Genomic DNA, 23,118 nt, shown 5'->3' with positions numbered 1-23,118 from the left:
TTTCGGTTCCGGGGGCCCGGCCCGCGCCGCGTTCCCCCCCGGGGGGCTGGGGGGGCGGGCGGGGGCCGGCCGGCGTGCGGGGGGGGGCCGCGCGGCCGGGGAGGCCGCGCGGCACCCGGCGCACTCAGTACTGCTCGGTCTCCACGAACCCGGCGTCCGCGTCGTCGTCGGCGCCGAAGGCGTCGGCCGCGGCGGTCGGGTCGAATCCGGGCGGGCTGTCCTTGAGGGCCAGGCCCATGCCGGCCAGCTTCGCCTTGACCTCGTCGATCGACTTCGCGCCGAAGTTGCGGATGTCGAGGAGGTCGGCCTCGGAGCGGGCCACCAGCTCGCCCACCGAGTGGATGCCCTCGCGCTTGAGGCAGTTGTACGAGCGGACCGTGAGCTCGAGCTCCTCGATCGGCAGCGCCAGATCGGCGGCGAGCGCGGCGTCCGTCGGCGACGGGCCCATGTCGATGCCCTCGGCGTCGATGTTGAGCTCGCGCGCCAGGCCGAACAGCTCGACCAGCGTCTTGCCCGCGGACGCCATGGCGTCGCGCGGCCGCATGGCCTGCTTGGTCTCGACGTCGACGATCAGCTTGTCGAAGTCGGTCCGCTGCTCGACACGCGTGGCCTCGACCTTGTACGTGACCTTGAGCACGGGCGAGTAGATCGAGTCGACCGGGATCCGGCCGATCTCCTGGCCCACCTGCTTGTTCTGGACGGCGGAGACGTAGCCGCGACCGCGCTCGACGGTCAGCTCCATCTCCAGCTTGCCCTTGGCGTTCAGCGTGGCGAGGACCAGGTCGGGGTTGTGCACCTCGACACCCGCGGGCGGCGCGATGTCCGCCGCGGTGACCAGGCCGGGACCCTGCTTGCGCAGGTACATCACGACCGGCTCGTCGTGCTCCGAGGAGACGACCAGCTGCTTGATGTTGAGGATGAGGTCCGTCACGTCGTCCTTGACGCCCGGCACGGTGGTGAACTCGTGCAGGACCCCGTCGATCCGGATGCTGGTGACCGCGGCACCGGGGATCGAGGAGAGGAGCGTACGGCGGAGCGAGTTGCCGAGGGTGTAGCCGAAGCCCGGCTCCAGCGGCTCGATCACGAACCGGGAGCGGTACTCGTCGACGACCTCTTCGGTCAGCGACGGACGCTGAGCGATAAGCATGGGTCAGTCCTTCTGTTGGGGGCGCCCGCTATTTGACGCCCTTCAGTACGACAAGGGTACGGGCGACCCGGCGCGAACGGATCCGCGTCGTGCCGCCCGTACCCCGGGTGCCTGCCTCAGACGCGGCGGCGCTTCGGCGGACGGCAGCCGTTGTGCGGGGTCGGCGTCACGTCCTGGATCGAGCCGACCTCCAGGCCGGTGGCCTGGAGGGAGCGGATCGCGGTCTCACGGCCGGAGCCGGGACCCTTGACGAAGACGTCCACCTTGCGCATGCCGTGCTCCTGCGCGCGGCGGGCGGCCGACTCGGCGGCCATCTGCGCGGCGAAGGGGGTCGACTTGCGCGAGCCCTTGAAGCCGACGTGGCCGGCGGAGGCCCAGGAGATCACGTTGCCCGTGGGGTCGGTGATCGAGACGATGGTGTTGTTGAACGTGCTCTTGATGTGCGCGTGGCCGTGAGCGACGTTCTTCTTTTCCTTGCGGCGCACCTTCTTGGTCGCGCCCTGACGTCCCTTAGGGGGCATGTCGGGTTATCTCCTACGGAGGGGAGGTGGTCGGTCCTACAGCGAAGACCGCTGGTGAAGCGTGGTGTCCTGCTGCGGACTACTTCTTGCCGGGCTTCTTCTTGCCGGCGATCGCGCGACGCGGACCCTTGCGGGTGCGCGCGTTGGTGCTCGTGCGCTGACCGTGCACGGGCAGGCCGCGGCGGTGGCGCAGCCCCTGGTAGCAGCCGATCTCGACCTTGCGGCGGATGTCGGCGGCGATCTCGCGACGGAGGTCGCCCTCGGTCTTGAGGTTCGCGTCGACGTACTCGCGGATCTTGACGAGGTCTTCCTCGGGAAGGTCGCGGACGCGGGTCTCGGGGTTGACGCCGGTGGCGGCGAGGGTCTCCCTGGACCGGGTGCGCCCGATACCGAAGACGTAGGTGAGGGCGACCTCGACGCGCTTCTCGCGCGGAAGGTCAACGCCTGCGAGGCGTGCCATTCATGGCTCCTGGTTGATGTCGGAGGTCTGCCGCAGTGCCGCTCCCGGAGGGCGTCCGGGTCCCCGGCCTCCACCGGGGGTGTCAGCGGGCCCCTGTCCTGCGGGGCGCGCCGGGTACTGCGTCGTTACGGTGCTGCTCGCGTCGCGCGAAGAGATACGAGAAGTGCGTACGGGACGGTTGCCCGCGTCAGCCCTGGCGCTGCTTGTGGCGCAGGTTGTCGCAGATGACCATGACCCGGCCGTGGCGGCGGATCACCTTGCACTTGTCGCAGATCTTCTTGACGCTCGGCTTGACCTTCATGGGATTGAGGTTCTCCGGGTCAGTGCGGGCACCCGCACAGGGCGCCGCAAGATCTACTTGTATCGGTAGACGATCCGGCCGCGCGTGAGGTCGTACGGGGAGAGCTCCACGACGACCCGGTCATCCGGGAGGATACGGATGTAGTGCATCCGCATCTTGCCGCTGATGTGCGCGAGGACTTTGTGACCGTTCTGGAGCTCCACCTTGAACATGGCGTTCGGGAGGGACTCGATCACGGTGCCCTCAATTTCGATGGCACCTTGCTTCTTGGCCACGCTTCGCCCTTCGAATCGGCTACCTTGATCGATTCCGGCCACCGTGTGACGACACACGGGTGCACCAGAGCCGACGCGTCAGTCTACGGCAGCGCTCGGCAAAAGACGAATCCGAGGAGTTTGCCCACTCGGGGCGATCCCTAAGCGGGACACACACTCCCCTCACTCCTGAGGGGGCACCTCAGGAGGGCATCTCAGGGGCGCGCGCCTCAGGCCGCCAGCGGGTCGGGCGCCGCCGTCACACCCAGCTCGGCGAGCTTCGCCCGCCCGCCGTCGACCGCGGTGAGGACCAGCGGGCCCTCCTCGGTCAGCGCGATCGAGTGCTCCCAGTGCGAGGACCAGGTGTGGTCGAGCGTGACCACGGTCCACTCGTCGCCCAGGACCTCCGTGTGCGGGGTACCGAGCGAGACCATCGGCTCGATCGCCAGGCAGAAGCCGGGCACCAGCTTCGGGCCCTTGCCGCGCTTGCGGGAGACGTAGTTCAGCAGGTGCGGGTCCATGTGCATGGCCGAGCCGATGCCGTGGCCGCCGTAGTCCTCGATGATCCCGTACTTGCCGCCGCCCGGCTTCGGCTGGCGGCGGATGTACGTCTCGATCGCACGCGAGACGTCCACCAGGCGGCTGCCGTTCCGCATGGCGGCGATGCCGGCCCACATGGACTCCTCGGTCACCCGGGAGAGCTCCACCAGCTCCGGGGAGTGACCGGTGCCGACGAAGGCCGTGTACGCGGCGTCGCCGTGCCAGCCGTCGACGATCGCCCCGGCGTCGACCGAGATGATGTCGCCGTCCTTGAGGACCGTCTTGTCGTCGGGGATGCCGTGGACGACGACGTCGTTCACCGACGTGCAGATCGTCGCGGGGAAGCCGCCGTAGCCGAGGAAGTTCGGCTTCGCGCCGTGCTCGGCGAGCACCTTGCGCGCCACCTCGTCGAGGTCCCTGGTGGTCGCCCCCGGCACCGCGGCCTCGGCCGTGGCCGCGTGGATCGCGGCGACGACCAGGCCCGCCTCGCGCATCTTCGCGATCTGCTCGGGGTTCTTGATCTCCACCATGTCCGTGCCTGCGCCTTCCCAGCGGAATCGTCGGTGCCGTGTGCTCTTCGAACGGTACGGCCGTGGCGCCCATCGGACACCACGGCCGTCATGCCTGCCTGCTCCCGGGGCGGCCCGGGTCGCGTACTCCTCGTGCCGCGGCGCTCACGCCGCGGCGTCGCGCCCCAGCGCCGACATCGCGCGCTCGGTCACGTCGGTGACCTTGCCGAGCGCGGAGATGGTCACCACCAGGCCCTGGGCCCGGTAGTAGTCGACGATCGGCTCGGTCTGCGTGTGGTAGACCTCCAGCCGCTTGCGCACGGTCTCCTCGCTGTCGTCGGCGCGCTGGTACAGCTCGCCGCCGCAGACGTCGCAGACGCCCTCGGCTCTGGGCGGGTTGTACGTGACGTGGAAGACGTGCGCGCTGTCCTTGCGGCAGATCCGGCGGCCGGCGATCCGCTTGACCACCTCGTCCTCGGGGACCTCCAGGTCGAGCACCGCGTCCAGCGTGGTGCCGTCCTCGCGCAGCGCCTCGTCGAGCGCCACGGCCTGCGCGACGTTGCGCGGGAAGCCGTCCAGCAGGAAGCCGCTCTCGGCGTCCGGCTGGGCCATGCGGTCCCGCGCCATGCCGATCGTCACCTCGTCGGGTACCAGGTCGCCCGCGTCGATGTACTCCTTGGCCTTCTTGCCGAGGGGCGTGCCCTGGCTGATGTTGGCGCGGAAGAGGTCACCCGTGGAGATGTGCGGGATGGAGAGGTTCTTGGCCAGGTACGCGGCCTGCGTACCCTTGCCCGCACCAGGTGGCCCGACGAGGACGATTCGCATCAGCGGAGGAACCCTTCGTAGTTGCGCTGCTGGAGCTGGCTCTCGATCTGCTTCACGGTCTCAAGCCCCACACCCACGATGATCAGGATGCTGGTACCACCGATCGAGTTGCCCGCACCGCCGTAGCTCGCCAACGCCACCGTCGGCGCGAGAGCGATCAGCCCCAGGTACAGCGAACCCGGCCACGTGATCCGGTTGAGCACGTAGCTCAGGTACTCCGCGGTCGGACGACCAGCGCGAATACCTGGGATGAACCCACCATACTTCTTCATATTGTCGGCTACTTCCTCGGGGTTGAACGAGATCGCCACGTAGAAGAAGGCGAAGAACACGATCAACAGGAAGTAGGCCGTCACGTAGTACGGGTGGTCGCCCTTGACGAAGTTGTCCTGGATCCAGGTCTTCCAGCCCGAGGTGGAGCTGGAGAACTGGGCGATCAGAGCGGGGATGTACAGCAGCGAAGAGGCGAAGATGACCGGGATCACACCCGCCTGGTTCACCTTGAGGGGGATGTACGTCGAGGTGCCGCCGTAGGAGCGGCGGCCGATCATCCGCTTCGCGTACTGGACGGGGATGCGGCGCTGCGCCTGCTCGACGAAGACCACGAGGCCGACCATCACGAAGCCGATGAGGATGACGCCGCCGAAGTTGATCCAGCCGCCGGCCAGCGAGCCGCTCTCCTTGATCGACCACAGCGTGCCGGGGAAGCCGGACGCGATGGAGACGAACATCAGGATCGACATGCCGTTGCCGATGCCGCGGTCGGTGATCAGCTCGCCCAGCCACATGACCATCGCCGTGCCGGACGTCATCGTGATGACCATCGTGATGGTCATGAACAGCGAGTGGTCGGGCACGATGTCCGACGCGACCGGGCAGCCCTGGAAGAGGGCGCCGCTGCGGGCGGTGGCGACGAGGCCCGTGCCCTGGAGGATGGCGAGCGCGACCGTCAGGTAGCGGGTGTACTGCGTGATCTTCGTCTGCCCCGACTGGCCCTCCTTCTTGAGGGCTTCGAGCCGCGGGATCACGACCGTCAGCAGCTGCAGGATGATGCTCGCGGTGATGTACGGCATGATCCCGAGCGCGAACAGCGTGATCTGGAGCAGCGCCCCGCCGCTGAACATGTTCACCAGGCCGAACAGGCTGCTGTTGCCCTTCTGGGCGGCGTCCACGCAGGTCTGTACGTTCTCGTAGCTCACGCCGGGGATCGGGATGTGCGCGCCGAGCCGGTACAGCACGATGATGCCGAGCGTGAAGAGCAGCTTCTTGCGCAGGTCGGGCGTCCTGAACGCCCGGGCGAACGCGGTGAGCACGGTGCCTCCTGCGACCCCCGCGCCAGTGCGTCAGAGGTGACGGTCTTGAGGATCGACGGATTCGGGTCCCGGGGCCCCCTGTGGCGGTCGGGGAACCCGGTGGGTGGAGCAACGATCCACGCCACCATACCGGCGGCAGTGGCTCGGGCGGAACGACCAACCGGGGATACCCCTTTCACAGAGGCATCCCCGGTCGGATGTTTCAGTCCTTCGAGTCCGCCGAGGCGGACCCTGACGGTGCCGTGTCCGCTCAGGCGGACTCGGTGACCGTACCGCCGGCGGCGGTGATCTTCTCCTTGGCGGAGCCGGACGCGGCGTCGACCGACACCGTCAGCGCCACGGAGATCTCGCCCTGGCCAAGGACCTTGACCGGGCTGTTCTTGCGCACCGCGCCCTTGGCGACGAGGTCGTCAACCGTGACCTCGCCACCCTCCGGGTAGAGGGCAGAGAGCTTGTCCAGGTTGACGACCTGGTACTCGGTGCGGAACGGGTTCTTGAAGCCCCGCAGCTTCGGGAGGCGCATGTGGAGGGGCATCTGCCCGCCCTCGAAGCTCTCCGGAACCTGGTAGCGGGCCTTCGTGCCCTTGGTGCCACGACCAGCGGTCTTGCCCTTGGACGCCTCACCACGACCCACGCGGGTCTTGGCGGTCTTGGCGCCCGGGGCAGGACGGAGGTTGTGGACCTTCAGCGGCTTCTGCTCCGCCATGTCAGTCGACCTCCTCGACCGTCACGAGGTGGCGGACGGTCTGCACCATGCCGCGGAACTCGGGGCGGTCCTCCTTGACGACCACGTCGTGCAGGCGCTTGAGCCCGAGCGAACGCAGCGTCTCGCGGTGGTTCTGCTTGCTGCCGATGTACGACTTCGTCTGCGTGATCTTGAGGCGGGCCATTACGCACCCGCTCCCGCACGAGCACGCAGCAGGGCCGCGGGGGCGACGTCCTCGAGGGGCAGGCCGCGGCGGGCCGCGATCTCCTCGGGGCGCTGGAGGCCCTGGAGGGCCGCCACCGTCGCGTGCACGATGTTGATCGCGTTGTCGGAGCCGAGCGACTTCGACAGGATGTCGTGGACGCCCGCGCACTCCAGAACGGCGCGCACCGGGCCACCGGCGATCACACCCGTACCGGGGGAAGCAGGCTTCAGCAGGACGACGCCCGCGGCCTTCTCACCCTGGATGGGGTGGGGGATGGTGCCCTGGATACGGGGGACCTTGAAGAAGTGCTTCTTGGCCTCCTCGACACCCTTGGCGATGGCGGCCGGCACCTCCTTGGCCTTGCCGTAGCCGACACCGACGGTGCCGTCACCGTCGCCCACCACGACCAGCGCGGTGAAGCTGAAGCGACGACCACCCTTCACAACCTTGGCGACACGGTTGATCGCGACGACGCGCTCAACGTATGCGGTCTTCTCGGCGGCAGAGGCGCCACCGTCACGGCCCTTCCGGTCCCGCCGCTCGCCGCCACCGGCACCGCTGCCGCGGCGCTGGGGTCCAGCCATTGGAATTACCTCTCTCTGTTACGTCCGCTGTGCGTGGGAACCGGTCTTAGAACTTCAGTCCGGCTTCGCGGGCGGCGTCAGCCAGAGCGGCAATCCGCCCGGCGTACTTGTTGCCACCACGGTCGAACACGACGGCCTCGATGCCGGCGGCCTTGGCGCGCTCCGCGACCAGGGAGCCGACCTTCTTCGCCAGCTCGCTCTTGTCGCCGTCCGTGCCGCGGATGGAGGTGTCGAGGGTCGAAGCCGACGCGAGCGTGTGGCCCGCGATGTCGTCGACGACCTGCGCCACCATGTGGCGGTTCGAACGCGTCACGACGAGGCGGGGGCGCTCGGGCGTGCCCGAGATCCGCTTGCGGACGCGGATGTGACGGCGCTTGATGGCAGCGGCCTTGTACGCGTTGCCCTTGGCGATCTTCACACCGTATGCCATGGCTTACTTACCAGCCTTTCCGACCTTGCGGCGGATGACCTCGCCCGCGTACCTGACGCCCTTGGCCTTGTACGGGTCGGGCTTGCGCAGCTTGCGGATGTTGGCGGCGACCTCGCCGACCTTCTGCTTGTCGATGCCCTCGACCGAGAACTTCGTGGGCGACTCGACCTTGAAGCTGATGCCCTCGGGCGCCTCGACCGTGATCGGGTGGCTGTAGCCAAGCGCGAACTCCAGGTTGGAGCCCTTCGCCTGGACGCGGTAACCGACACCGCTGATTTCGAGCGCCTTGGTGTACCCCTGGGTCACGCCGGTGATCATGTTCGCCACCAGCGTGCGGGACAGGCCGTGCAGCGACCTGTTCTGACGCTCGTCGTTGGGACGCGTGACGCTGATGACGCCGTCGTCGTCCTTGGTGACATCGATCGGAGCAGCGACGGTGTGCGAGAGGGAGCCCTTGGGGCCCTTCACGGAGACCGTACGGCCGTCGATGGTGACGTCCACACCGGCGGGAACCTGGATGGGGAGCTTGCCGATACGCGACATGAGCTTTCTCCTTCCGTTCCCGACTACCAGACGTAGGCGAGGACTTCCCCACCCACGCCCTTCTTCTGCGCCTGCTGGCCGGTCAGGAGGCCGTGGGACGTGGAGATGATCGCCACGCCCAGACCGCCGAGGACCTTCGGCAGGTTGGTGGACTTCGCGTACACGCGGAGGCCCGGCTTGGAGATGCGCCGGATGCCGGCGATCGAACGCTCGCGGTTCGGGCCGAACTTCAGCTCCAGGACGAGGTTCTTGCCGACCTCGGCGTCCTCGGTCTTCCAGCCGGTGATGAAACCCTCCTGCTGGAGGATCTCGGCGATGTGCGACTTGATCTTGCTGTGCGGCATCACCACGGAGTCGTGGTACGCCGAGTTCGCGTTCCGCAGACGCGTCAGCATGTCTGCGATGGGATCAGTCATGGTCATGAATTGGCCTTCGGCCTCTCTCGCCGGGGTTTCCTGTATGCGTCGTCCCTCTCCCCGAACCGAGACGGGGCAGGTGTGACGCGGGGACCTACGGCGTAGTAAGCAGCACGTGCGGGCCGACGGGCCCGCTGATGTCGGGCGGCAGAGGCCCGACCCCACTAGCCTAAGCCATGCGGGGTGGGGCTTCTGCCCACCAGTTGCCTACCGAGAGACTCCGGGTGTCCGGGAAAGGACTACCAGGAGCTCTTGGTGACGCCCGGCAGCTCGCCGCGGTGCGCCATCTCACGAAGGCACACACGGCACAGGCCGAACTTGCGGTACACGGAGTGGGGCCGGCCACAGCGCTGGCAGCGCGTGTACGCGCGCACACCGAACTTCGGCTTGCGGGCGGCCTTAGCGATCAGAGCCTTCTTCGCCACGTCGGTCACATCTCCTTGAACGGGAAGCCGAGGTGACGCAGCAGGGCACGACCCTCGTCGTCATTGGTCGCCGTGGTGACCACGGTGATGTCCATGCCCCGGACCCGGTCGATCCTGTCCTGGTCGATCTCGTGGAACATGACCTGCTCCGTGAGACCGAAGGTGTAGTTGCCACGACCGTCGAACTGCTTCGGGGACAGGCCGCGGAAGTCACGGATACGCGGCAGCGCGAGCGACAGCGTACGGTCCAGGAACTCCCACATGCGGTCGCCACGGAGCGTGACGTGGCAGCCGATCGGCTGGCCCTCGCGCAGCTTGAACTGCGCGATGGACTTGCGGGCCTTGGTGACGGCGGGCTTCTGGCCGGTGATCGCGGTGAGGTCCCGGATCGCGCCGTCCATCAGCTTCGAGTCGCGGGCGGCGTCGCCCACACCCATGTTGACCACGATCTTGACCAGGCCGGGGGTCTGCATGACGTTCTCGTACTTGAACTCGTCACGCAGCTTGCCCGCGATCTCCTCGCGGTAGCGCGTCTTCAGACGCGGCGCAGTGGTGGTAGCCATCAGATGTCCTCACCGGTCCGCTTGGCAACGCGGATCTTGTTGCCTTCGTCGTCGAAGCGGTAACCGACGCGGGTCACGACCTTCTTGCCGTCCTTCTCCACGACCAGCTGGACGTTGGAGACGTGGATCGGCGCCTCGGTGGTGATGATGCCGCCGGTCTGCGAACCGCGAGCGGTCTGGCCGGTCTTGGTGTGCTTCTTGACCCGGTTGACACCCTCGACGAGGACGCGGTCGCGCGCGGGGTAGGCCACGATGACCTTGCCCTGCTTGCCCTTGTCCTTACCGGTGATGACCTGGACCAGGTCGCCCTTCTTGATCTTCATGCTCACAGCACCTCCGGGGCGAGAGAGATGATCTTCATGAACCTCTTCTCGCGCAGCTCACGACCCACAGGGCCGAAGATGCGGGTGCCGCGGGGGTCGCCGTCGTTCTTCAGAATGACGGCGGCGTTCTCGTCGAAGCGGATGTACGAGCCATCCTGGCGACGGCGCTCCTTCACGGTGCGAACGATGACCGCCTTGACGACGTCACCCTTCTTCACGTTGCCACCGGGGATCGCGTCCTTGACGGTGGCGACGATGACGTCACCGATACCCGCGTAGCGGCGGCCGGAGCCACCGAGAACACGGATGGTGAGGATCTCCTTCGCACCCGTGTTGTCGGCGACACGCAGTCGCGACTCCTGCTGGATCACGTCTATCTCCTGATCGTCTGCCGGTTCCCCGGGGGCTGCCGCAAGCGACGGCCCCCGGAGCCTGGCGGAACTGATCCGAGGGGGCGAACTCCCCCTCGGAGGGGTTTACTTGGCCTTTTCGAGAATCTCGACGACGCGCCAGCGCTTGGTCGCCGACAGCGGCCGGGTCTCCATCAGGAGAACACGGTCGCCGATGCCGGCGGCGTTCTGCTCGTCGTGGGCCTTGAGCTTGTTCGTACGGCGGATGACCTTGCCGTACAGCGCGTGCTTGACGCGGTCCTCGACGGCGACGACGACGGTCTTGTCCATCTTGTCGCTGACGACCAGGCCCTCACGGGTCTTGCGGAAACCGCGCTGGGCGGTGTTCGTCTCAGTCACGTTGCTCTCGCTCATCAGGCGCTCTCCACCACGGTCTCGATGCCCAGCTCGCGCTCACGCATCAGGGTGTAGATCCGCGCGATGTCCTTGCGCACGGCCTTGAGGCGGCCGTGGTTCTCAAGCTGTCCCGTCGCCGCCTGGAAGCGGAGGTTGAACAGCTCCTCCTTGGACTCCCTGAGCTTGCCGACGAGCTCCTCGTCGCCCAGCTCGCGCAGTTCGGACGCCTTGGTACCGGTCGACATCACGCCTCACCTGCCTCGCGCCGCACGATCCGGCACTTCATCGGGAGCTTGTGAGCAGCGCGGGTGAGCGCCTCACGAGCGGTCTTCTCGTTCGGGTAGGACAGCTCGAACATCACCCGACCGGGCTTGACGTTCGCGATCCACCACTCGGGAGAACCCTTGCCAGAACCCATGCGGGTCTCGGCGGGCTTCTTCGTCAGCGGACGGTCCGGGTAGATGTTGATCCAGACCTTGCCGCCACGCTTGATGTGGCGGGTCATGGCGATACGAGCGGCCTCGATCTGGCGGTTCGTCACGTACGCCGGGGTCAGCGCCTGGATGCCGTACTCGCCGAACGTGACCTGCGTACCACCCTTGGACATACCGCTGCGCTTCGGGTGGTGCTGCTTGCGGTGCTTGACCCTACGCGGGATCAGCATGGCGGTCAGGCCTCCGTTCCGGTGCTCTCGGCAGGAGCCGGCGTGGCAGCCGCAGCGTCCTCGGCCTTGGGGGCCTCGGTCGCCGGGCTCTGCCGGTCACCCTGCTGCTGCGGCCTGCGGCCACGGCCGCCGCGCTCGCCACCGCGGCCACCGCGGCCGGCCGGGCGGTCGCTGCCGCCACGGGCCGGACGGTTGCCGGCGCGAGCCGCGGCGTTCTCCGCGCGGACCTCAGCGATGTTCTTGACGTCGCCCTTGTAGATCCAGACCTTCACACCGATGCGGCCGAAGCTGGTCTTGGCCTCGAAGAAGCCGTAGTCGACGTTGGCGCGGAGCGTGTGCAGGGGCACACGGCCCTCGCGGTAGAACTCCGAGCGGGACATCTCGGCGCCGCCGAGGCGGCCACCGCACTGGATCTTGATGCCCTTGGCGCCGGCCTTCATCGTCGACTGCATGCTCTTGCGCATGGCGCGACGGAAGGAGACGCGGGAGGACAGCTGCTCGGCGACGGCCTGCGCGACCAGCTGGGCATCCGTCTCGGGGTTCTTGACCTCAAGGATGTTCAGCTGGACCTGCTTGCCGGTGAGCTTCTCCAGCTCGCCGCGGATGCGGTCGGCCTCCGCGCCGCGGCGGCCGATGACGATGCCGGGCCGTGCGGTGTGGATGTCGACGCGGACGCGGTCGCGGGTGCGCTCGATCTCCACCTTGGAGATGCCGGCACGCTCCATGCCCTTCGTCATCATCCTGCGGATGGCGACGTCTTCCTTGACGTAGTCCTTGTACAGCTTGTCGGCGTACCAGCGGGACTTGAAGTCCGTGGTGATGCCGAGCCGAAACCCGTGCGGGTTTACCTTCTGGCCCATTACCGGGTTCCTTCCTTGCTGCTGAGGACCACGGTGATGTGGCTGGTCCGCTTGCGGATCCGGTACGCGCGCCCCTGGGCACGCGGCCTGAAGCGCTTGAGCGTCGGACCCTCGTCCACGTACGCCTCGCTGATGAACAGCGACGTGGCGTCGGTGTGGTCGTAGTTGTGGGCGGCGTTGGCGATGGCGCTGTTCAGCACCTTGCCGACGGGCTCACTCGCGGCCTGCGGGGCGAAACGCAGGACCGCCTGAGCCTCCGTGGCGTCCATGCCACGGATGAGGTCCACCACACGGCGGGCCTTCATGGGCGTGACGCGGATGTACCGCGCCTGGGCCCTGGCTTCCATGGTTGTCCCTTCGGTGTTAGTCATGATCGGTTCCACCCCGCTGCTAGCGGCGCTTCGACTTCCGGTCGTCCTTGACGTGGCCGCGGAAGGTGCGAGTCGGCGAGAACTCGCCGAGCTTGTGGCCGACCATCGACTCGGTGATGAACACCGGGACGTGGATCTTGCCGTTGTGCACCGCGATCGTGTGGCCCAGCATGGCCGGGACGATCATCGAGCGACGGGACCAGGTCTTGATGACGTTCTTGGTGCCGGCTTCGTTCTGGACATCCACCTTCTTGATCAGGTGGTCGTCGACGAAGGGCCCCTTCTTGAGACTGCGCGGCATCTTTTAACCCGCTCCTAGCGCTTCTTGTTCGTCTTGCGGCGGCGGACGATGTACTTGTTGCTCGCCTTCTTGGGAGCCCGAGTACGACCTTCCTTCTGACCCCACGGCGACACCGGGTGGCGGCCACCGGAGGTCTTGCCCTCACCACCACCGTGCGGGTGGTCGACCGGGTTCATGGCGACACCGCGGACGGTCGGGCGCACGCCCTTCCAGCGCATGCGGCCTGCCTTGCCCCAGTTGATGTTCGACTGCTCGGCGTTGCCGACGGCGCCGATGGTGGCGCGGCAGCGGACGTCGACCATGCGGACCTCGCCCGAGGGCATGCGAAGGGTGGCCATGGAGCCCTCCTTCGCCAGCAGCTGCACCGAGGAGCCCGCGGAGCGGGCGAACTTGGCGCCGCCGCCGGGGCGCAGCTCGATGGCGTGCACCGTGGTACCGACCGGGATGTGGCGCAGCGGCAGGTTGTTGCCCGCCTTGATGTCGGCGCCGGGGCCGTTCTCGATGCGGGCGCCCTGCTCCAGGCCCGCGGGGGCGAGGATGTAGCGCTTCTCGCCGTCCGCGTAGTGGAGCAGCGCGATGCGCGCGGTGCGGTTGGGGTCGTACTCGATGTGCGCGACCTTGGCGGGGACGCCGTCCTTGTCATGGCGACGGAAGTCGATGACGCGGAAGGCGCGCTTGTGGCCACCGCCCTGGTGGCGGACGGTCACACGACCGGCGTTGTTGCGGCCGCCCTTGCTGTGCAGGGGACGGACCAGCGACTTCTCCGGCGTGGACCGCGTGATCTCGACAAAGTCGGCGACGCTGGAGCCACGACGGCCCGGGGTCGTCGGCTTGTACTTGCGGATACCCATTTCTCAGTCCTCGGAAGATTCCGGACTTCGATACGATCCAGCCTCCGTCAGGAGGTCGGGCCGCCGAAGATGTCGATGCGGTCGCCCTCGGCAAGGGTCACGATGGCGCGCTTGGTGTCGGGGCGCTTGCCGAAACCGGAGCGGGTGCGCTTGCGCTTGCCCTGCCGGTTGATCGTGTTGACGCCGGTGACCGTGACCGAGAAGGCCGCCTGCACGGCCTGCTTGATCTGGGTCTTGTTGGCCCGCGGGTCGACGACGAACGTGTACTTGTTCTCGTCGAGGAGCGCGTAGCTCTTCTCCGACACGACCGGCTTGACGAGGATGTCGCGCGGGTCGGACAGGGACTTGCTCAGCGGGGTCTCGACGACCGGGCCCTTGACGCCGCTCCTGGCCTTGGCCAGGCGCTTCGCCTTGGCGGCCTTGGCTGCCTTGGGCGCGATGCTGGGGTGACGCGTAGCCATCAGGCCTCGCTCCCTTCGGTTTCGTTGGCCTTGTTCGGGCCGGCGACGAAGGACTCGAAGGCGGCCTTGGTGAAGACCACGTCGTCCGAGACGAGCACGTCGTAGGTGTTGAGCTGGCCCGGCTCCAGGATGTGCACCTGGGGCAGGTTGCGGGCGGAGAGCCACGCGGCCTCGTCGGCGCGCTCGACGACCAGGAGCAGGTTCTTGCGCTCGCTGATCTTGCCGAACAGGGTCTTCGCGGCCTTGGTCGACGGCGCTTCGCCCTCGATGACGCCGGAGACGACGTGCACGCGGGCGTTCTGCGCGCGGTCGGTGAGGGCTCCGCGCAGGGCGGCGGCCTTCATCTTCTTCGGGGTCCGCTGCGAGTAGTCGCGCGGCACGGGGCCGTGCACGACGCCACCGCCGGCGAACTGGGGCGCGCGGGTCGAGCCCTGGCGGGCGCGGCCCGTGCCCTTCTGGCGGTACGGCTTCTTGCCACCGCCGCGGACCTCGCCGCGGGTCTTGGCCTTGTGCGTGCCCTGACGGGCCGCGGCCAGCTGCGCGACGACGACCTGGTGGATCAGCGGGATGCTGACCCGGGCGTCGAAGATCTCGGCGGGAAGCTCGACGCTGCCCGACTTCTCGCCCGCGGGCGAAAGGATGTCAATGGTGGTCATGGTTTACCTCAGGCCCCCTTGGCCGCGGTACGAACCAGGACGAGACCGCCGTTGGGACCGGGGACCGCGCCCTTGATGAGCAGCAGGCCCTTCTCCGCGTCCACGGCGTGCACGGTCAGGTTCTGGGTGGTGACCCGCTCGTTGCCCATGCGGCCCGCCATGCGGAGGCCCTTGAACACGCGGCCCGGGGTGGCGCAGCCACCGATGGAGCCGGGAGAGCGGTGCTTGCGCTGGGTACCGTGACCGGCGCCGAGGCCCTTGAAGTTGTGACGCTTCATGACACCGGCGAAGCCCTTGCCCTTGCTCTTGCCGGTGACGTCGACCTTGAGGCCGGACTCGAACACGTCGGCCTTGATCTCCTGGCCGAGCGTGTACGTGGAGGCGTCCGCGGTGCGGAGCTCGACGAGGTGGCGGCGGGGGGTCACGTCGGCCTTGGCGAAGTGGCCCTTGAGGGGCTTGTTCACCTTGCGCGGGTCGATCTCGCCGAAGGCGATCTGGACCGACTCGTAGCCGTCGGAGTCATTCGTACGGACCTGGGTCACGACACAGGGCCCGGCCTTGACGACGGTCACCGGGACGACACGGTTGTTCTCGTCCCAGACCTGGGTCATGCCGAGCTTCTCGCCCAGGACGCCCTTGATCTGCTTGGTCATCTCTTCCGCGCCTCTCAGAGCTTGATCTCGATGTCGACGCCGGCCGGAAGGTCCAGGCGCATCAGCGAGTCAACGGTCTTGGGCGTCGGGTCGAGGATGTCGATCAGGCGCTTGTGCGTGCGCATCTCGAAGTGCTCGCGCGAGTCCTTGTACTTGTGCGGCGACTTGATGACGCAGTACACGTTCTTCTCTGTGGGCAGCGGCACCGGGCCCGCGACCGACGCACCAGTGCGGGTCACCGTCTCGACGATCTTCTTCGCCGAGGAGTCGATGACCTCGTGGTCGTAGGCCTTGAGCCGGATGCGGATCTTCTGTCCCGCCATGGCTGCTTCGAATTCCTGTTCTCTGTCTTACGCTCTGACTCCGGTGACCGACCCACGCGGTCGGGCGTGTCGCGTTCCCTCCACGGAAGACCGCAGAGCGGAATCCCTGCCAGGGGGGAAACGGAACCGGGCCGACCAGAGAGGCCGACCGCCACCGGTGCCTGGTCGGCACCCCGCCACACTTCCCGGAAGATTCCCGTACGTCCGCCCCAGCGCTGCCCGGAGAGGCAGTTGGGGCGACGAGTACTGTGGGACTCGCTTCCAGTCCCCCCGGCGGGAGGCGCGCAGCATCGGCACTCAACCGAGCAACCGGACCAGTGTGCCACAGGGCCGCCGGGCCTGGCCAATCGCGACGAAGAACCCTACCCCACGGCCATACGTCCGAATCGTCGCCGCCCGCACACCCGCCCGTACGGCGGCATCGGGGAGGTGGCCTTCACAGGGGCCGCGCGTCCAGCGCGAGGCTGCGCGCGATGGCTGCGGCGTGGCCCGCGATGTCCTCGACGGTGGGGCCGCGCCGGTTGAGGAAGCCGCTGCGGTAGAGGGCGGCGTAGCCGTGGCCCGCCGCGATCTGCCGTTCGAGCAGCCGCAGCGCGGCCCGCGCCTCGCCTCCGGTGATCTCCAGGGCCGCGGGCAGCAGGGCGTCCATCACGCCGCGCCCGGCCGCGAGCAGCTCCGGGTCGCCTGCGCCCTGGAGCTCTTCGGCGAAGATCAGGTCGAACCCCGAGCCGTGCTCGGCGGCGAACCCGGTGTACACGGCGATGGCCTCGGCCGAGTCGGCGACCGCGTCGGAGTCCTGGCCCGCGGCGGGGCGCGCCTCGTGCAGCGCGGCGGTCAGCCGGTGGGCCGCGGTGACGGCGGCCGCGGTGAGCAGCGCCTTGCGGCTGGGAAAATGCCGGTAGGGGGCACCGCTGCTGACGCCGGCCCTGCGCGCGATGTCGGCGACGGACACCGCGCTCATGCCCTGTTCCGCGATGACGGCGAGCGCGGTCTCGACGAGCGCCGCCTTGAGGTCGCCGTGGTGGTACGTCTCCCGCTTGGGCACGCGCCCCCTCCTTCCGGCCCCGTTCAGATGTAAGAGGCATCTTACATCACCCGTGCTTCCCTTCACCCCCGGGCACCCCACCCCTCCCCATGCACCCTCCGCACGTCCCGCCGGGGGCGTTTGCCTCAATGGAAGAGGTCTCTTACATTGAAGTAAGAGGTCTTTCACATGCATCGAGCAGACCGAACGAGGAGGAAGACGATGCCCGGAACACTGGACTCGACCGTCGCCGTCATCACCGGCGCGAGCAGCGGTATCGGCCGCGCCACCGCGCTGCGGCTCGCCGAGGAGGGCGCGGCCGTCGCCCTGGTGGCGCGCCGCGCGGAGCGCGTGGAGCAGCTCGCCGAAGAGGTCGCCGAGCGCGGCGGCCGGGCCGTGGCCCTGACCGCCGACGTGACCCGCGCCGACGCGGCGGCCGACGCCGTCGCCCGGGCCGTGGAGCGCTTCGGCCGGCTGGACGTCCTGGTCAACGCGGCCGGCGTGATGCTCAACGGCGACTCGCTGCGCGCCAGGCTCGACGAGTGGGACCTGATGGTCGACGTCAATCTGAAGGGCCTGCTGTACATGACGAAGGCCGCCCTGCCGCACCTGCTCGACGCCGCGGCGTCCGGCGGCCGCGGGGTCGCCGACGTGGTGAACGTCAGCTCGGTCGCCGGGCGGTCGGCCGCGCCGACGGTGGCGGTCTACAACGCCACCAAGTTCGGCGTGACGGCGGCCACCGAGTCCTGGCGCCAGGAGTACGCGCCGCACGGCGTGCGCTTCTCCGTGGTGGAGCCGGGCGCCGTGGACACCGAGCTCTTCGGCCACCAGCAGCAGCACGCCCAGGACGTCGAGAACGACCGGTTCGCCGGCGTGGAGAAGCTGCACCCCGAGGACATCGCAGACGCCGTCGCGTACATCGCCACGGGACCGCGCCGCCGCGCCGTCAACGAGGTCGTGATCCGCCCCACCGACCAGGCGTTCTGACCGCCGCCGCTCCCCCGCGCGCGGCCGGACCCGCCGCGCGCGACACCCCCGTACGCCACCCGCGTACGGCACCTCCGTACGACACCCCCTGTGGCGTCCCCGTACGAGATTCCGGAGAGAAGCCGACCATGAGCACCACCACCCCCGCCTACGCCGCCCCGTCAGCGGGCGCGCCGCTCGCGCCCACGACGATCACCCGCCGCGCCGTGCGCGGCGCCGACGTGCGCATCGCGATCAAGTACAGCGGCGTCTGCCACACCGACGTCGTCCAGACGTCCGACGGCTGGGGCAAGGGCCGCTACCCGATGGTCCCCGGCCACGAGATCACCGGCCTCGTCGTGGAGACGGGCCCCGACGCCACCAGGTACGCCGTCGGCGACCGCGTCGGCGTCGGCACGTACGTCGACTCCTGCCGCACGTGCGAGGCGTGCGAGGCCGGCCTTGAGGTGTACTGCCTGAACGGCTGCACCCCCACCTACAACGCCGTGGACCGGGACGGCGAGACGACGCAGGGGGGCTACTCGGGCGAGATCGTCGCCGACGAGCGGTACGTCGTCCGCATCCCCGACAGCCTGCCGCTGGACGCGGCCGCTCCCCTGCTGTGCGCCGGCATCACCACGTACTCGCCGCTCGTGCACTGGAAGGTGGGCCCCGGCACGCGGATCGCGGTCCTCGGCATGGGCGGCCTCGGACATGTCGCCGTGCAGCTCGCGCACGCCATGGGCGCCGAGGTCACCGTACTCTCGCGCACCCTCGGCAAGAAGGACGACGGGCTGCGGCTCGGCGCGGACCACTACTACGCGACCGAGGACCCCGCGACCTTCGAGAAGCTGGCCGGCAGCTTCGACATCGTCCTGTGCACCGTCTCAGGCGCGCTCCACTTCGACCGCTACCTGGGCCTGCTCAAGCTGGACGGCACCCTCGTCAACGTCGGCGCCCCCGACGAGGACATCACCATGAACAACTGGGCCCTCATCCCCGCACGCCGCTCCTACGCGGCGTCCTCGGCGGGCGGCATGCCGGAGATCCAGGAGATGCTCGACTTCTGCGGCGCGCACGGCATCACCGCGCAGATCGAGACCGTCCGCGTCCAGGACGTCAACGACGCGTTCGCGCGGCTCGAACGGTCCCAGGTCCGCTACCGCTTCGTCATCGACATGGCCTCGCTGGAAGCCTGAGCGAACCGGCAGGGCGGCCGGTGCGCGCGGGCGGCCGGCCGCTCAGTGGCGCTGCCCGGCGGCGTCCGGCCGCCCGGCGGGGGCGCCGTGGTGGCGGCGGTAGTGGCGGGCGACCCTGGCGCGGTTGCCGCACGACCTGGTGCACCACTCCCTGCGCGAGTGGTCCTTGACGAAGTACCGGTCGCAGCCGGGCGCGAGGCAGGCGCGCAGCCGGGCGCGCCGGGGCCCGGCGAAGAGCTCCACGGCCTGCCGCGCGACACAGGAGACGACGAGGTCGCCGTACCCGGCGTCCGTGCCGAGTTCCTCTGCCGGCTCCTCCCCCGCGGGCCAGGCGAGCACGGGCCAGACAGGCGCGAGGCCGCTGAGCCGGTTGACCGTCTCCACCGCCGCCTCCGGCGCCGGCGCGTCCGCGCCGGTGAACTGCGGGGGCGCGCCGGTGACTTCGGCGGCGAGGGCGCGCAGCGCCGCGCGCAGGTCGCAGAGGCGGCGGGCGTCCGCCTCGTCCAGCAGGACGGCGGGCGCGGCGCCCGTGCCCGGGGCGGCGGGGGCCGGCGCGGGGCCGCCGGCCGCGAGGGCGGGCAGCCGGGGCCCGATCGCGGCGACCCAGCACCCGGCCACGTCCGCGTCACCGACCAGGTCGTACATCGGGCCGCCCCGGTCGATGTGGACCGAGTTCATCAGCTCGACCGGCAGGGGTTCTCCCAGCAGGGCCTCGCGCAGGGCCGTCGCACGCTCCATGCCCCCAGCCTACCAACCCGCCTAATGCTTACGACTGAACCAAACATTTGACAGGCGCGAAAGAGTCATGCCACGATCCCTAACTACTGAAAGGCGCATCAAGCATTAGCCACTCGGTCGTTTCCCTCCCCGGCCGGGGGCGGTGCGGGCATGCGCGGGAACGTGCCGCACGGGCGGCCGTCGAACCACGAGAGAGGCGAGCGAGATGCCGCGACTTCCCCAGATCGACCCGGCGACCGCGACCGGCAAGGCGGCCGAGCAGCTGGCCGAGGCGCAGAAGGCCATGGGCTCGGTCCCGAACCTGATCAAGGTGCTGGCCAACAGCCCCGCGGCCGTCAAGGGGTACCTCGCCCTGAACGGCGCCCTGGCCGCGGGCGCGCTCCCGCACGCCGTGCGCGAGCGCCTCTCGATCCTCACGGCCGAGCTCAACGGCTGCGGCTACTGCCTGTCCGCCCACACCTTCATCGGCGGCGAGTTCGCCGGGATCGACGCCGCCGAGCTGGCCGCGGCCCGCGAGGGCCGCTCGTCCGACCCGCACATCGAGGCCCTGCTCGCGCTCACCCGCAGCGTCGTCGAGCAGCGCGGCCGGGGCGGCGAGCAGGCCGTCGCCGCGGCCCGCGCCGCGGGCGTCACCGACGCGGAGATCACCGAGGTCGTCGCCAACGTCGCCCTCAACATCCTGACCAACTACGTCAACGAACTGGCCGGAACAGACGTCGACTTCCCCGTGGTCGCCCCGCACGCCCACTGAGCGCGCACGGCGGCGCGCACGGGACGCCCCGGCCCGCCAGGGCCCCGGCCGCGGGGTCCCCTACGGGGCGTCCCAACGCGCCGCCAGCTCCTGCGGCTTGCGGAAGACCAGGCCGTACGGGGCGCTCGGCCGGTCCTGGTCGAGCCGCAGGCCCGGCAGGCGCTCGAAGCAGGCGCGCAGCGCGGTCACCGCCTCAAGCCGCGCGAGGTGCGCGCCGAGGCAGTAGTGCGGGCCGTGCGCGAAGGCCAGCTGGAGCCGGGAGTTGGCGCGCCGCGGGTCGAAGCGGTCCGGCTCGGGGAAGACCCCGGGGTCCCGGTTCGCCCCGGCGAGGGAGACGACGACGAGGTCGCCCTCGGCGATCCTGGCGCCGTAGAACTCCGCCTCGCGCGTGGCGTAGCGGTCGACGACCGCGGCGCCCGGCTCCAGCCGCAGGGACTCCTCGACCGCGCCGTCGAGGAGCGCGGGGTCGTCCCGTACGGCGTCGGCGCAGGACGGCTCGGACAGCAGGTGGTACAGGGCGTTGACGATCATGCCCTCGGTGGTCTCGATGCCGCCGAACAGCAGCACGGCGGCGTTCGAGGCGACCTCCGGCAGGCCGAGCCGGCCGGCCGCGCCCACCAGCAGCGAGCCGCCGTCCCCGGTCCGCAGGGTCGCGGCGACCGCCTCCCGCAGCGCCGCGTACGCGGCGGGGCCCTCGGCCCCCGCCTCCTCGCCCCGCGTGAGCCGGTCGACCGCGCGCACGATGGCGTCGTACCAGCCGAGCACCTCGGGCACGGGCACGTCGGCGAGCCCCAGCACGTCGGCCATCACCACGGCGGCGAGCGGCCCCGCGAAGCCGCGCCGCAACTCCCCGGCGCCCGCGGGCGCGAGCGCGTCGAGCAGCCGGTCGGCCTCGTCCCTGATCGTCTCGGCGAACGCCGCGTGCACGGCGCGCGGCTTGAACGGCTCCACGAACGGCTCGCGGTGGCGCGCGTGCGCGTCCCCGTCGAGCGAGAGCATGCTCGGCCCGATCACCCGGGCCGTGGTGAACCGGGGGTCGTCCACGGTGAACGTCTCCGCGTCCCGCATCACCCGCACCGCCGGCTCCCGCGCAGTCACCAGCCACCCGCCGAGCGCCTCCACCCACACCACCGGCCCCGCCGCCCGCAGCCGCGCGAGATGCGGATGCGGATCGGCGGCGAGGTCGGCAAGGGTGAGCACGTCGGCAGAGACCATCCGCCGAGCGTAGCCCCGGCGCACGGTGGCGTTGCCGGGCGCCCGGGCGACAGGTCTGACGCGAGGACCGGCCCGCCCCGGGAGGCGGGCCGGGCCCGGCGGGGTCAGGGGCGGGGGGCGTGGGAGACGAAGCGCGTCCAGGCGGCCCTGGGGAAGCCGAGGCGGGGGCCCGCGGCGTCCTTGGAGTCGCGGACGAGGACCGTCTCCGCGGCATCGGCGACCTCGACGCAGTCGGGGTTGTCGTTGCCGCTGTGGCTGCTCTTGAACCACACGAGCCCGTCGCCTGACCCAGCGGTGCGTTCGCGCATCATGTCTCTCCCAGCACCTTCTCGATGAACGCGGTCGACTCTCGGGGCGCGAGAGCCTGTGCCCGGATCATCCCATAGCGAAGTTGCAGTACCCGGACCCGTTTTGGGTCAGAGACGACCGGCGCGGGCAGCTGCCCCTCGCAGTAGCCGAGGGTGGTGCCGTCCTCCAGGCCGAGCAGCCGCAAGTCTCCGCTCATGCCGGCGTGCGTCTCGACGGCCGTCGGCATGACCTGGAGGGTGACGTTGCGCAGCCCGCCCACCTCCAGGAGGTGGTGCAGCTGCTCGCGCAGCACGCCCCGGCCGCCGAGCGGGCGCCTGAGGACCACCTCCTCCAGCACGAAGGAGAGCATCGGCAGCGGCTTGCGCTGGAAGATCGCCTTCCGGGCCATCCGCGCCTCGACCAGCCGGTCGATGTCGTCCGGCGGATAGGCGGGCAGCCGCATCTCGTAGAGCGCCCGCGCGTGCGCCGCCGTCTCCAGCAGCCCCGGCACGTTGTGGTTGCCGTACTGCCCTACCTCCACGGCCTCCGCCTCGACCTTGGTCAACTGCCGCACGCGGCGCGGGTACTTCGCCAGCGCCACGTCCCGCTTCATGCCGGCGATCCGGCCACCGGCCCCGAGGACCTCGTCCGCCCGGTCCAGATACTCCGGCTGGGGAATCCGGGAGCCGGTCTCGATCTTGTAGACGAGGTCGCCGCTGTAGCCGAGCGCGTCCGCCAGCTCCGCCGCCTTCAGCCCTGCGCTCTCCCGCCAGAGCCGCAACTGCCTCCCCACGGCGGCGAGTACGGCACTCGACTCGTCGTCCTCGGGGTCCGCGACCCCAGCCTGATCCACCACTTGGTCACGCATCGTGCACGCCTTCCTGTGTCATACCTCCGACGGAAAGGGCACGGTGTACCCCGGGGCAGGCGGCCCTGCACGAAGGACGGTCACTGCCCGTACGCCCGTGTTTACTCACAACAGTAGC

At 69.6% G+C, this 23,118-nt stretch carries 37 protein-coding genes; 3 read left to right on the top strand and 34 right to left on the bottom strand.

The features are described 5' to 3' along the window. Window positions 1-124: 124 nt before the first annotated feature. From AB0910_RS19875 to AB0910_RS19730, 30 genes are all read right to left on the bottom strand, one after another. Complete coding sequence (locus AB0910_RS19875; protein ID WP_366745908.1) at window positions 125-1,147, bottom strand: DNA-directed RNA polymerase subunit alpha; 1,023 nt, start codon at window positions 1,145-1,147, stop codon at window positions 125-127. A gap of 116 nt (window positions 1,148-1,263) precedes the next feature. Then, window positions 1,264-1,668, bottom strand: a complete 405-nt coding sequence (gene rpsK, locus AB0910_RS19870) for a 30S ribosomal protein S11 (RefSeq protein ID WP_007443997.1) — start codon at window positions 1,666-1,668, stop codon at window positions 1,264-1,266. Window positions 1,669-1,747: 79 nt separating this feature from the next. Further along, window positions 1,748-2,128, bottom strand: a complete 381-nt coding sequence (gene rpsM / locus AB0910_RS19865) for a 30S ribosomal protein S13 (protein ID WP_366745907.1) — start codon at window positions 2,126-2,128, stop codon at window positions 1,748-1,750. Window positions 2,129-2,315: 187 nt separating this feature from the next. Continuing rightward, entirely contained in the window at window positions 2,316-2,429 is a 114-nt protein-coding gene (gene rpmJ, locus AB0910_RS19860; RefSeq protein WP_003956441.1) for a 50S ribosomal protein L36, read from the bottom strand. 53 nt (window positions 2,430-2,482) lie between these two features. Further along, window positions 2,483-2,704 (bottom strand): translation initiation factor IF-1, encoded by a 222-nt coding sequence (infA, locus tag AB0910_RS19855; RefSeq protein WP_003956442.1) that lies wholly within the window; start codon window positions 2,702-2,704, stop codon window positions 2,483-2,485. A gap of 209 nt (window positions 2,705-2,913) precedes the next feature. Beyond that, the gene (gene map / locus AB0910_RS19850; protein WP_366745906.1) at window positions 2,914-3,753 is read right to left on the bottom strand and encodes a type I methionyl aminopeptidase; all 840 of its coding nucleotides are present in this window, start codon (window positions 3,751-3,753) and stop codon (window positions 2,914-2,916) included. 144 nt (window positions 3,754-3,897) lie between these two features. Further along, on the bottom strand, window positions 3,898-4,557 hold the full coding sequence (locus tag AB0910_RS19845; RefSeq protein WP_366745905.1) for an adenylate kinase: 660 nt from the start codon (window positions 4,555-4,557) through the stop codon (window positions 3,898-3,900). After that, entirely contained in the window at window positions 4,557-5,870 is a 1,314-nt protein-coding gene (gene secY, locus AB0910_RS19840) for a preprotein translocase subunit SecY (RefSeq protein WP_345653038.1), read from the bottom strand. The genes AB0910_RS19845 and secY overlap by 1 nt, the downstream gene beginning before the upstream one ends. Window positions 5,871-6,120: 250 nt before the next feature. Then, entirely contained in the window at window positions 6,121-6,576 is a 456-nt protein-coding gene (rplO, locus tag AB0910_RS19835) for a 50S ribosomal protein L15 (RefSeq protein WP_345653040.1), read from the bottom strand. A gap of 1 nt (window position 6,577) precedes the next feature. Next, entirely contained in the window at window positions 6,578-6,760 is a 183-nt protein-coding gene (gene rpmD / locus AB0910_RS19830; RefSeq protein WP_225013399.1) for a 50S ribosomal protein L30, read from the bottom strand. Continuing rightward, window positions 6,760-7,365 (bottom strand): 30S ribosomal protein S5, encoded by a 606-nt coding sequence (gene rpsE / locus AB0910_RS19825; protein ID WP_225013398.1) that lies wholly within the window; start codon window positions 7,363-7,365, stop codon window positions 6,760-6,762. The genes rpmD and rpsE overlap by 1 nt, the downstream gene beginning before the upstream one ends. Window positions 7,366-7,411: 46 nt before the next feature. Beyond that, window positions 7,412-7,795: a 50S ribosomal protein L18 gene (gene rplR / locus AB0910_RS19820; protein WP_235795682.1), complete on the bottom strand. Its 384-nt coding sequence runs from the start codon at window positions 7,793-7,795 to the stop codon at window positions 7,412-7,414. A 3-nt stretch (window positions 7,796-7,798) separates the two neighbouring features. Then, on the bottom strand, window positions 7,799-8,338 hold the full coding sequence (gene rplF, locus AB0910_RS19815) for a 50S ribosomal protein L6 (RefSeq protein WP_345653051.1): 540 nt from the start codon (window positions 8,336-8,338) through the stop codon (window positions 7,799-7,801). A 23-nt stretch (window positions 8,339-8,361) separates the two neighbouring features. Then, window positions 8,362-8,760 (bottom strand): 30S ribosomal protein S8, encoded by a 399-nt coding sequence (gene rpsH, locus AB0910_RS19810; RefSeq protein WP_345653054.1) that lies wholly within the window; start codon window positions 8,758-8,760, stop codon window positions 8,362-8,364. A gap of 233 nt (window positions 8,761-8,993) precedes the next feature. After that, window positions 8,994-9,179 carry a type Z 30S ribosomal protein S14 gene (locus AB0910_RS19805; protein WP_003956452.1) on the bottom strand — a complete coding sequence of 62 codons (186 nt, stop codon included), beginning with the start codon at window positions 9,177-9,179 and terminating at the stop codon, window positions 8,994-8,996. Between the two features lie 5 nt (window positions 9,180-9,184). Further along, window positions 9,185-9,742 carry a 50S ribosomal protein L5 gene (rplE, locus tag AB0910_RS19800; protein WP_209339858.1) on the bottom strand — a complete coding sequence of 186 codons (558 nt, stop codon included), beginning with the start codon at window positions 9,740-9,742 and terminating at the stop codon, window positions 9,185-9,187. After that, entirely contained in the window at window positions 9,742-10,065 is a 324-nt protein-coding gene (gene rplX, locus AB0910_RS19795) for a 50S ribosomal protein L24 (RefSeq protein ID WP_225013394.1), read from the bottom strand. Before rplX ends, rplE begins: the two co-directional genes overlap by 1 nt. A 2-nt stretch (window positions 10,066-10,067) precedes the next feature. Next, window positions 10,068-10,436: a 50S ribosomal protein L14 gene (gene rplN / locus AB0910_RS19790; protein WP_345653063.1), complete on the bottom strand. Its 369-nt coding sequence runs from the start codon at window positions 10,434-10,436 to the stop codon at window positions 10,068-10,070. A gap of 105 nt (window positions 10,437-10,541) precedes the next feature. Further along, complete coding sequence (gene rpsQ, locus AB0910_RS19785; protein ID WP_345653066.1) at window positions 10,542-10,829, bottom strand: 30S ribosomal protein S17; 288 nt, start codon at window positions 10,827-10,829, stop codon at window positions 10,542-10,544. Continuing rightward, window positions 10,829-11,056 carry a 50S ribosomal protein L29 gene (rpmC, locus tag AB0910_RS19780; protein WP_366745904.1) on the bottom strand — a complete coding sequence of 76 codons (228 nt, stop codon included), beginning with the start codon at window positions 11,054-11,056 and terminating at the stop codon, window positions 10,829-10,831. The genes rpsQ and rpmC overlap by 1 nt, the downstream gene beginning before the upstream one ends. After that, window positions 11,056-11,475, bottom strand: a complete 420-nt coding sequence (gene rplP / locus AB0910_RS19775; protein ID WP_030903854.1) for a 50S ribosomal protein L16 — start codon at window positions 11,473-11,475, stop codon at window positions 11,056-11,058. Before rplP ends, rpmC begins: the two co-directional genes overlap by 1 nt. Window positions 11,476-11,480: 5 nt before the next feature. Beyond that, window positions 11,481-12,335, bottom strand: a complete 855-nt coding sequence (gene rpsC / locus AB0910_RS19770) for a 30S ribosomal protein S3 (protein WP_366745903.1) — start codon at window positions 12,333-12,335, stop codon at window positions 11,481-11,483. Beyond that, complete coding sequence (gene rplV / locus AB0910_RS19765) at window positions 12,335-12,682, bottom strand: 50S ribosomal protein L22 (protein ID WP_209339888.1); 348 nt, start codon at window positions 12,680-12,682, stop codon at window positions 12,335-12,337. The genes rpsC and rplV overlap by 1 nt, the downstream gene beginning before the upstream one ends. Before the next feature lie 43 nt (window positions 12,683-12,725). After that, window positions 12,726-13,007 (bottom strand): 30S ribosomal protein S19, encoded by a 282-nt coding sequence (rpsS, locus tag AB0910_RS19760; RefSeq protein ID WP_030742199.1) that lies wholly within the window; start codon window positions 13,005-13,007, stop codon window positions 12,726-12,728. 14 nt (window positions 13,008-13,021) lie between these two features. Further along, on the bottom strand, window positions 13,022-13,858 hold the full coding sequence (gene rplB / locus AB0910_RS19755; protein ID WP_345653076.1) for a 50S ribosomal protein L2: 837 nt from the start codon (window positions 13,856-13,858) through the stop codon (window positions 13,022-13,024). Between the two features lie 47 nt (window positions 13,859-13,905). Next, window positions 13,906-14,319 (bottom strand): 50S ribosomal protein L23, encoded by a 414-nt coding sequence (rplW, locus tag AB0910_RS19750; RefSeq protein ID WP_366745902.1) that lies wholly within the window; start codon window positions 14,317-14,319, stop codon window positions 13,906-13,908. After that, a complete protein-coding gene (gene rplD, locus AB0910_RS19745) occupies window positions 14,319-14,975 on the bottom strand; it encodes a 50S ribosomal protein L4 (protein WP_366745901.1) in 657 nt (218 codons plus the stop codon). Before rplD ends, rplW begins: the two co-directional genes overlap by 1 nt. Window positions 14,976-14,983: 8 nt before the next feature. After that, window positions 14,984-15,628 carry a 50S ribosomal protein L3 gene (rplC, locus tag AB0910_RS19740; protein ID WP_225013387.1) on the bottom strand — a complete coding sequence of 215 codons (645 nt, stop codon included), beginning with the start codon at window positions 15,626-15,628 and terminating at the stop codon, window positions 14,984-14,986. A 14-nt stretch (window positions 15,629-15,642) separates the two neighbouring features. Beyond that, window positions 15,643-15,951 (bottom strand): 30S ribosomal protein S10, encoded by a 309-nt coding sequence (rpsJ, locus tag AB0910_RS19735; protein ID WP_003948644.1) that lies wholly within the window; start codon window positions 15,949-15,951, stop codon window positions 15,643-15,645. A 436-nt stretch (window positions 15,952-16,387) separates the two neighbouring features. Further along, on the bottom strand, window positions 16,388-16,996 hold the full coding sequence (locus tag AB0910_RS19730) for a helix-turn-helix domain-containing protein (RefSeq protein WP_366745900.1): 609 nt from the start codon (window positions 16,994-16,996) through the stop codon (window positions 16,388-16,390). 201 nt (window positions 16,997-17,197) lie between these two features. On the opposite strand from AB0910_RS19730, the gene AB0910_RS19725 reads away from it, so the two are divergent. Together AB0910_RS19725 and AB0910_RS19720 are read left to right on the top strand one after the other, a co-directional pair. Continuing rightward, entirely contained in the window at window positions 17,198-17,962 is a 765-nt protein-coding gene (locus AB0910_RS19725; RefSeq protein WP_366745899.1) for an SDR family NAD(P)-dependent oxidoreductase, read from the top strand. Window positions 17,963-18,090: 128 nt separating this feature from the next. Beyond that, window positions 18,091-19,140: an NAD(P)-dependent alcohol dehydrogenase gene (locus AB0910_RS19720; protein ID WP_366745898.1), complete on the top strand. Its 1,050-nt coding sequence runs from the start codon at window positions 18,091-18,093 to the stop codon at window positions 19,138-19,140. A 42-nt stretch (window positions 19,141-19,182) separates the two neighbouring features. Here the strand turns inward: AB0910_RS19720 and AB0910_RS19715 are convergent, their stop codons facing one another. Next, complete coding sequence (locus AB0910_RS19715) at window positions 19,183-19,878, bottom strand: CGNR zinc finger domain-containing protein (protein ID WP_366745897.1); 696 nt, start codon at window positions 19,876-19,878, stop codon at window positions 19,183-19,185. 205 nt (window positions 19,879-20,083) lie between these two features. Here AB0910_RS19715 and AB0910_RS19710 point away from each other — a divergent pair, with 205 nt between their 5' ends. After that, on the top strand, window positions 20,084-20,629 hold the full coding sequence (locus AB0910_RS19710; RefSeq protein WP_366745896.1) for a carboxymuconolactone decarboxylase family protein: 546 nt from the start codon (window positions 20,084-20,086) through the stop codon (window positions 20,627-20,629). Between the two features lie 60 nt (window positions 20,630-20,689). Here the strand turns inward: AB0910_RS19710 and AB0910_RS19705 are convergent, their stop codons facing one another. The 3 genes from AB0910_RS19705 to AB0910_RS19695 all read right to left on the bottom strand — a co-directional run bounded on the left by AB0910_RS19705 (window position 20,690) and on the right by AB0910_RS19695 (window position 22,988). Beyond that, entirely contained in the window at window positions 20,690-21,844 is a 1,155-nt protein-coding gene (locus tag AB0910_RS19705; protein ID WP_366745895.1) for a cytochrome P450, read from the bottom strand. Window positions 21,845-21,948: 104 nt separating this feature from the next. Further along, window positions 21,949-22,155: a DUF397 domain-containing protein gene (locus AB0910_RS19700; protein WP_366745894.1), complete on the bottom strand. Its 207-nt coding sequence runs from the start codon at window positions 22,153-22,155 to the stop codon at window positions 21,949-21,951. Beyond that, window positions 22,152-22,988, bottom strand: coding sequence for a helix-turn-helix transcriptional regulator (locus AB0910_RS19695; protein ID WP_366745893.1), 837 nt, complete (start codon window positions 22,986-22,988; stop codon window positions 22,152-22,154). Before AB0910_RS19695 ends, AB0910_RS19700 begins: the two co-directional genes overlap by 4 nt. Window positions 22,989-23,118: the final 130 nt, after the last annotated feature.

This window comes from Streptomyces sp. NPDC047002, from assembly GCF_040704505.1.
Taxonomy (GTDB): Bacteria; Actinomycetota; Actinomycetes; order Streptomycetales; family Streptomycetaceae; genus Streptomyces.
This window is presented reverse-complemented; position numbering and strand designations above follow the sequence as displayed.

What these genes read in the sequence shown, in the direction of transcription:
- AB0910_RS19875 (WP_366745908.1), bottom strand. Translation starts at nt 1,147, where the DNA reads ATGCTTATCGCTCAGCGTCCGTCGCTGACCGAAGAGGTCGTCGACGAG.
- rpsK (WP_007443997.1), bottom strand. Translation starts at nt 1,668, where the DNA reads ATGCCCCCTAAGGGACGTCAGGGCGCGACCAAGAAGGTGCGCCGCAAG.
- rpsM (WP_366745907.1), bottom strand. Translation starts at nt 2,128, where the DNA reads ATGGCACGCCTCGCAGGCGTTGACCTTCCGCGCGAGAAGCGCGTCGAG.
- rpmJ (WP_003956441.1), bottom strand. Translation starts at nt 2,429, where the DNA reads ATGAAGGTCAAGCCGAGCGTCAAGAAGATCTGCGACAAGTGCAAGGTG.
- map (WP_366745906.1), bottom strand. Translation starts at nt 3,753, where the DNA reads ATGGTGGAGATCAAGAACCCCGAGCAGATCGCGAAGATGCGCGAGGCG.
- AB0910_RS19845 (WP_366745905.1), bottom strand. Translation starts at nt 4,557, where the DNA reads ATGCGAATCGTCCTCGTCGGGCCACCTGGTGCGGGCAAGGGTACGCAG.
- rplO (WP_345653040.1), bottom strand. Translation starts at nt 6,576, where the DNA reads ATGGCGGAGCAGAAGCCGCTGAAGGTCCACAACCTCCGTCCTGCCCCG.
- rpmD (WP_225013399.1), bottom strand. Translation starts at nt 6,760, where the DNA reads ATGGCCCGCCTCAAGATCACGCAGACGAAGTCGTACATCGGCAGCAAG.
- rpsE (WP_225013398.1), bottom strand. Translation starts at nt 7,365, where the DNA reads ATGGCTGGACCCCAGCGCCGCGGCAGCGGTGCCGGTGGCGGCGAGCGG.
- rplR (WP_235795682.1), bottom strand. Translation starts at nt 7,795, where the DNA reads ATGGCATACGGTGTGAAGATCGCCAAGGGCAACGCGTACAAGGCCGCT.
- rplF (WP_345653051.1), bottom strand. Translation starts at nt 8,338, where the DNA reads ATGTCGCGTATCGGCAAGCTCCCCATCCAGGTTCCCGCCGGTGTGGAC.
- rpsH (WP_345653054.1), bottom strand. Translation starts at nt 8,760, where the DNA reads ATGACCATGACTGATCCCATCGCAGACATGCTGACGCGTCTGCGGAAC.
- rplE (WP_209339858.1), bottom strand. Translation starts at nt 9,742, where the DNA reads ATGGCTACCACCACTGCGCCGCGTCTGAAGACGCGCTACCGCGAGGAG.
- rplX (WP_225013394.1), bottom strand. Translation starts at nt 10,065, where the DNA reads ATGAAGATCAAGAAGGGCGACCTGGTCCAGGTCATCACCGGTAAGGAC.
- rpsQ (WP_345653066.1), bottom strand. Translation starts at nt 10,829, where the DNA reads ATGAGCGAGAGCAACGTGACTGAGACGAACACCGCCCAGCGCGGTTTC.
- rpmC (WP_366745904.1), bottom strand. Translation starts at nt 11,056, where the DNA reads ATGTCGACCGGTACCAAGGCGTCCGAACTGCGCGAGCTGGGCGACGAG.
- rplP (WP_030903854.1), bottom strand. Translation starts at nt 11,475, where the DNA reads ATGCTGATCCCGCGTAGGGTCAAGCACCGCAAGCAGCACCACCCGAAG.
- rpsC (WP_366745903.1), bottom strand. Translation starts at nt 12,335, where the DNA reads ATGGGCCAGAAGGTAAACCCGCACGGGTTTCGGCTCGGCATCACCACG.
- rplV (WP_209339888.1), bottom strand. Translation starts at nt 12,682, where the DNA reads ATGGAAGCCAGGGCCCAGGCGCGGTACATCCGCGTCACGCCCATGAAG.
- rpsS (WP_030742199.1), bottom strand. Translation starts at nt 13,007, where the DNA reads ATGCCGCGCAGTCTCAAGAAGGGGCCCTTCGTCGACGACCACCTGATC.
- rplB (WP_345653076.1), bottom strand. Translation starts at nt 13,858, where the DNA reads ATGGGTATCCGCAAGTACAAGCCGACGACCCCGGGCCGTCGTGGCTCC.
- rplW (WP_366745902.1), bottom strand. Translation starts at nt 14,319, where the DNA reads ATGGCTACGCGTCACCCCAGCATCGCGCCCAAGGCAGCCAAGGCCGCC.
- rplD (WP_366745901.1), bottom strand. Translation starts at nt 14,975, where the DNA reads ATGACCACCATTGACATCCTTTCGCCCGCGGGCGAGAAGTCGGGCAGC.
- rplC (WP_225013387.1), bottom strand. Translation starts at nt 15,628, where the DNA reads ATGACCAAGCAGATCAAGGGCGTCCTGGGCGAGAAGCTCGGCATGACC.
- rpsJ (WP_003948644.1), bottom strand. Translation starts at nt 15,951, where the DNA reads ATGGCGGGACAGAAGATCCGCATCCGGCTCAAGGCCTACGACCACGAG.
- AB0910_RS19725 (WP_366745899.1), top strand. Translation starts at nt 17,198, where the DNA reads ATGCCCGGAACACTGGACTCGACCGTCGCCGTCATCACCGGCGCGAGC.
- AB0910_RS19720 (WP_366745898.1), top strand. Translation starts at nt 18,091, where the DNA reads ATGAGCACCACCACCCCCGCCTACGCCGCCCCGTCAGCGGGCGCGCCG.
- AB0910_RS19715 (WP_366745897.1), bottom strand. Translation starts at nt 19,878, where the DNA reads ATGGAGCGTGCGACGGCCCTGCGCGAGGCCCTGCTGGGAGAACCCCTG.
- AB0910_RS19710 (WP_366745896.1), top strand. Translation starts at nt 20,084, where the DNA reads ATGCCGCGACTTCCCCAGATCGACCCGGCGACCGCGACCGGCAAGGCG.
- AB0910_RS19705 (WP_366745895.1), bottom strand. Translation starts at nt 21,844, where the DNA reads ATGGTCTCTGCCGACGTGCTCACCCTTGCCGACCTCGCCGCCGATCCG.
- AB0910_RS19700 (WP_366745894.1), bottom strand. Translation starts at nt 22,155, where the DNA reads ATGATGCGCGAACGCACCGCTGGGTCAGGCGACGGGCTCGTGTGGTTC.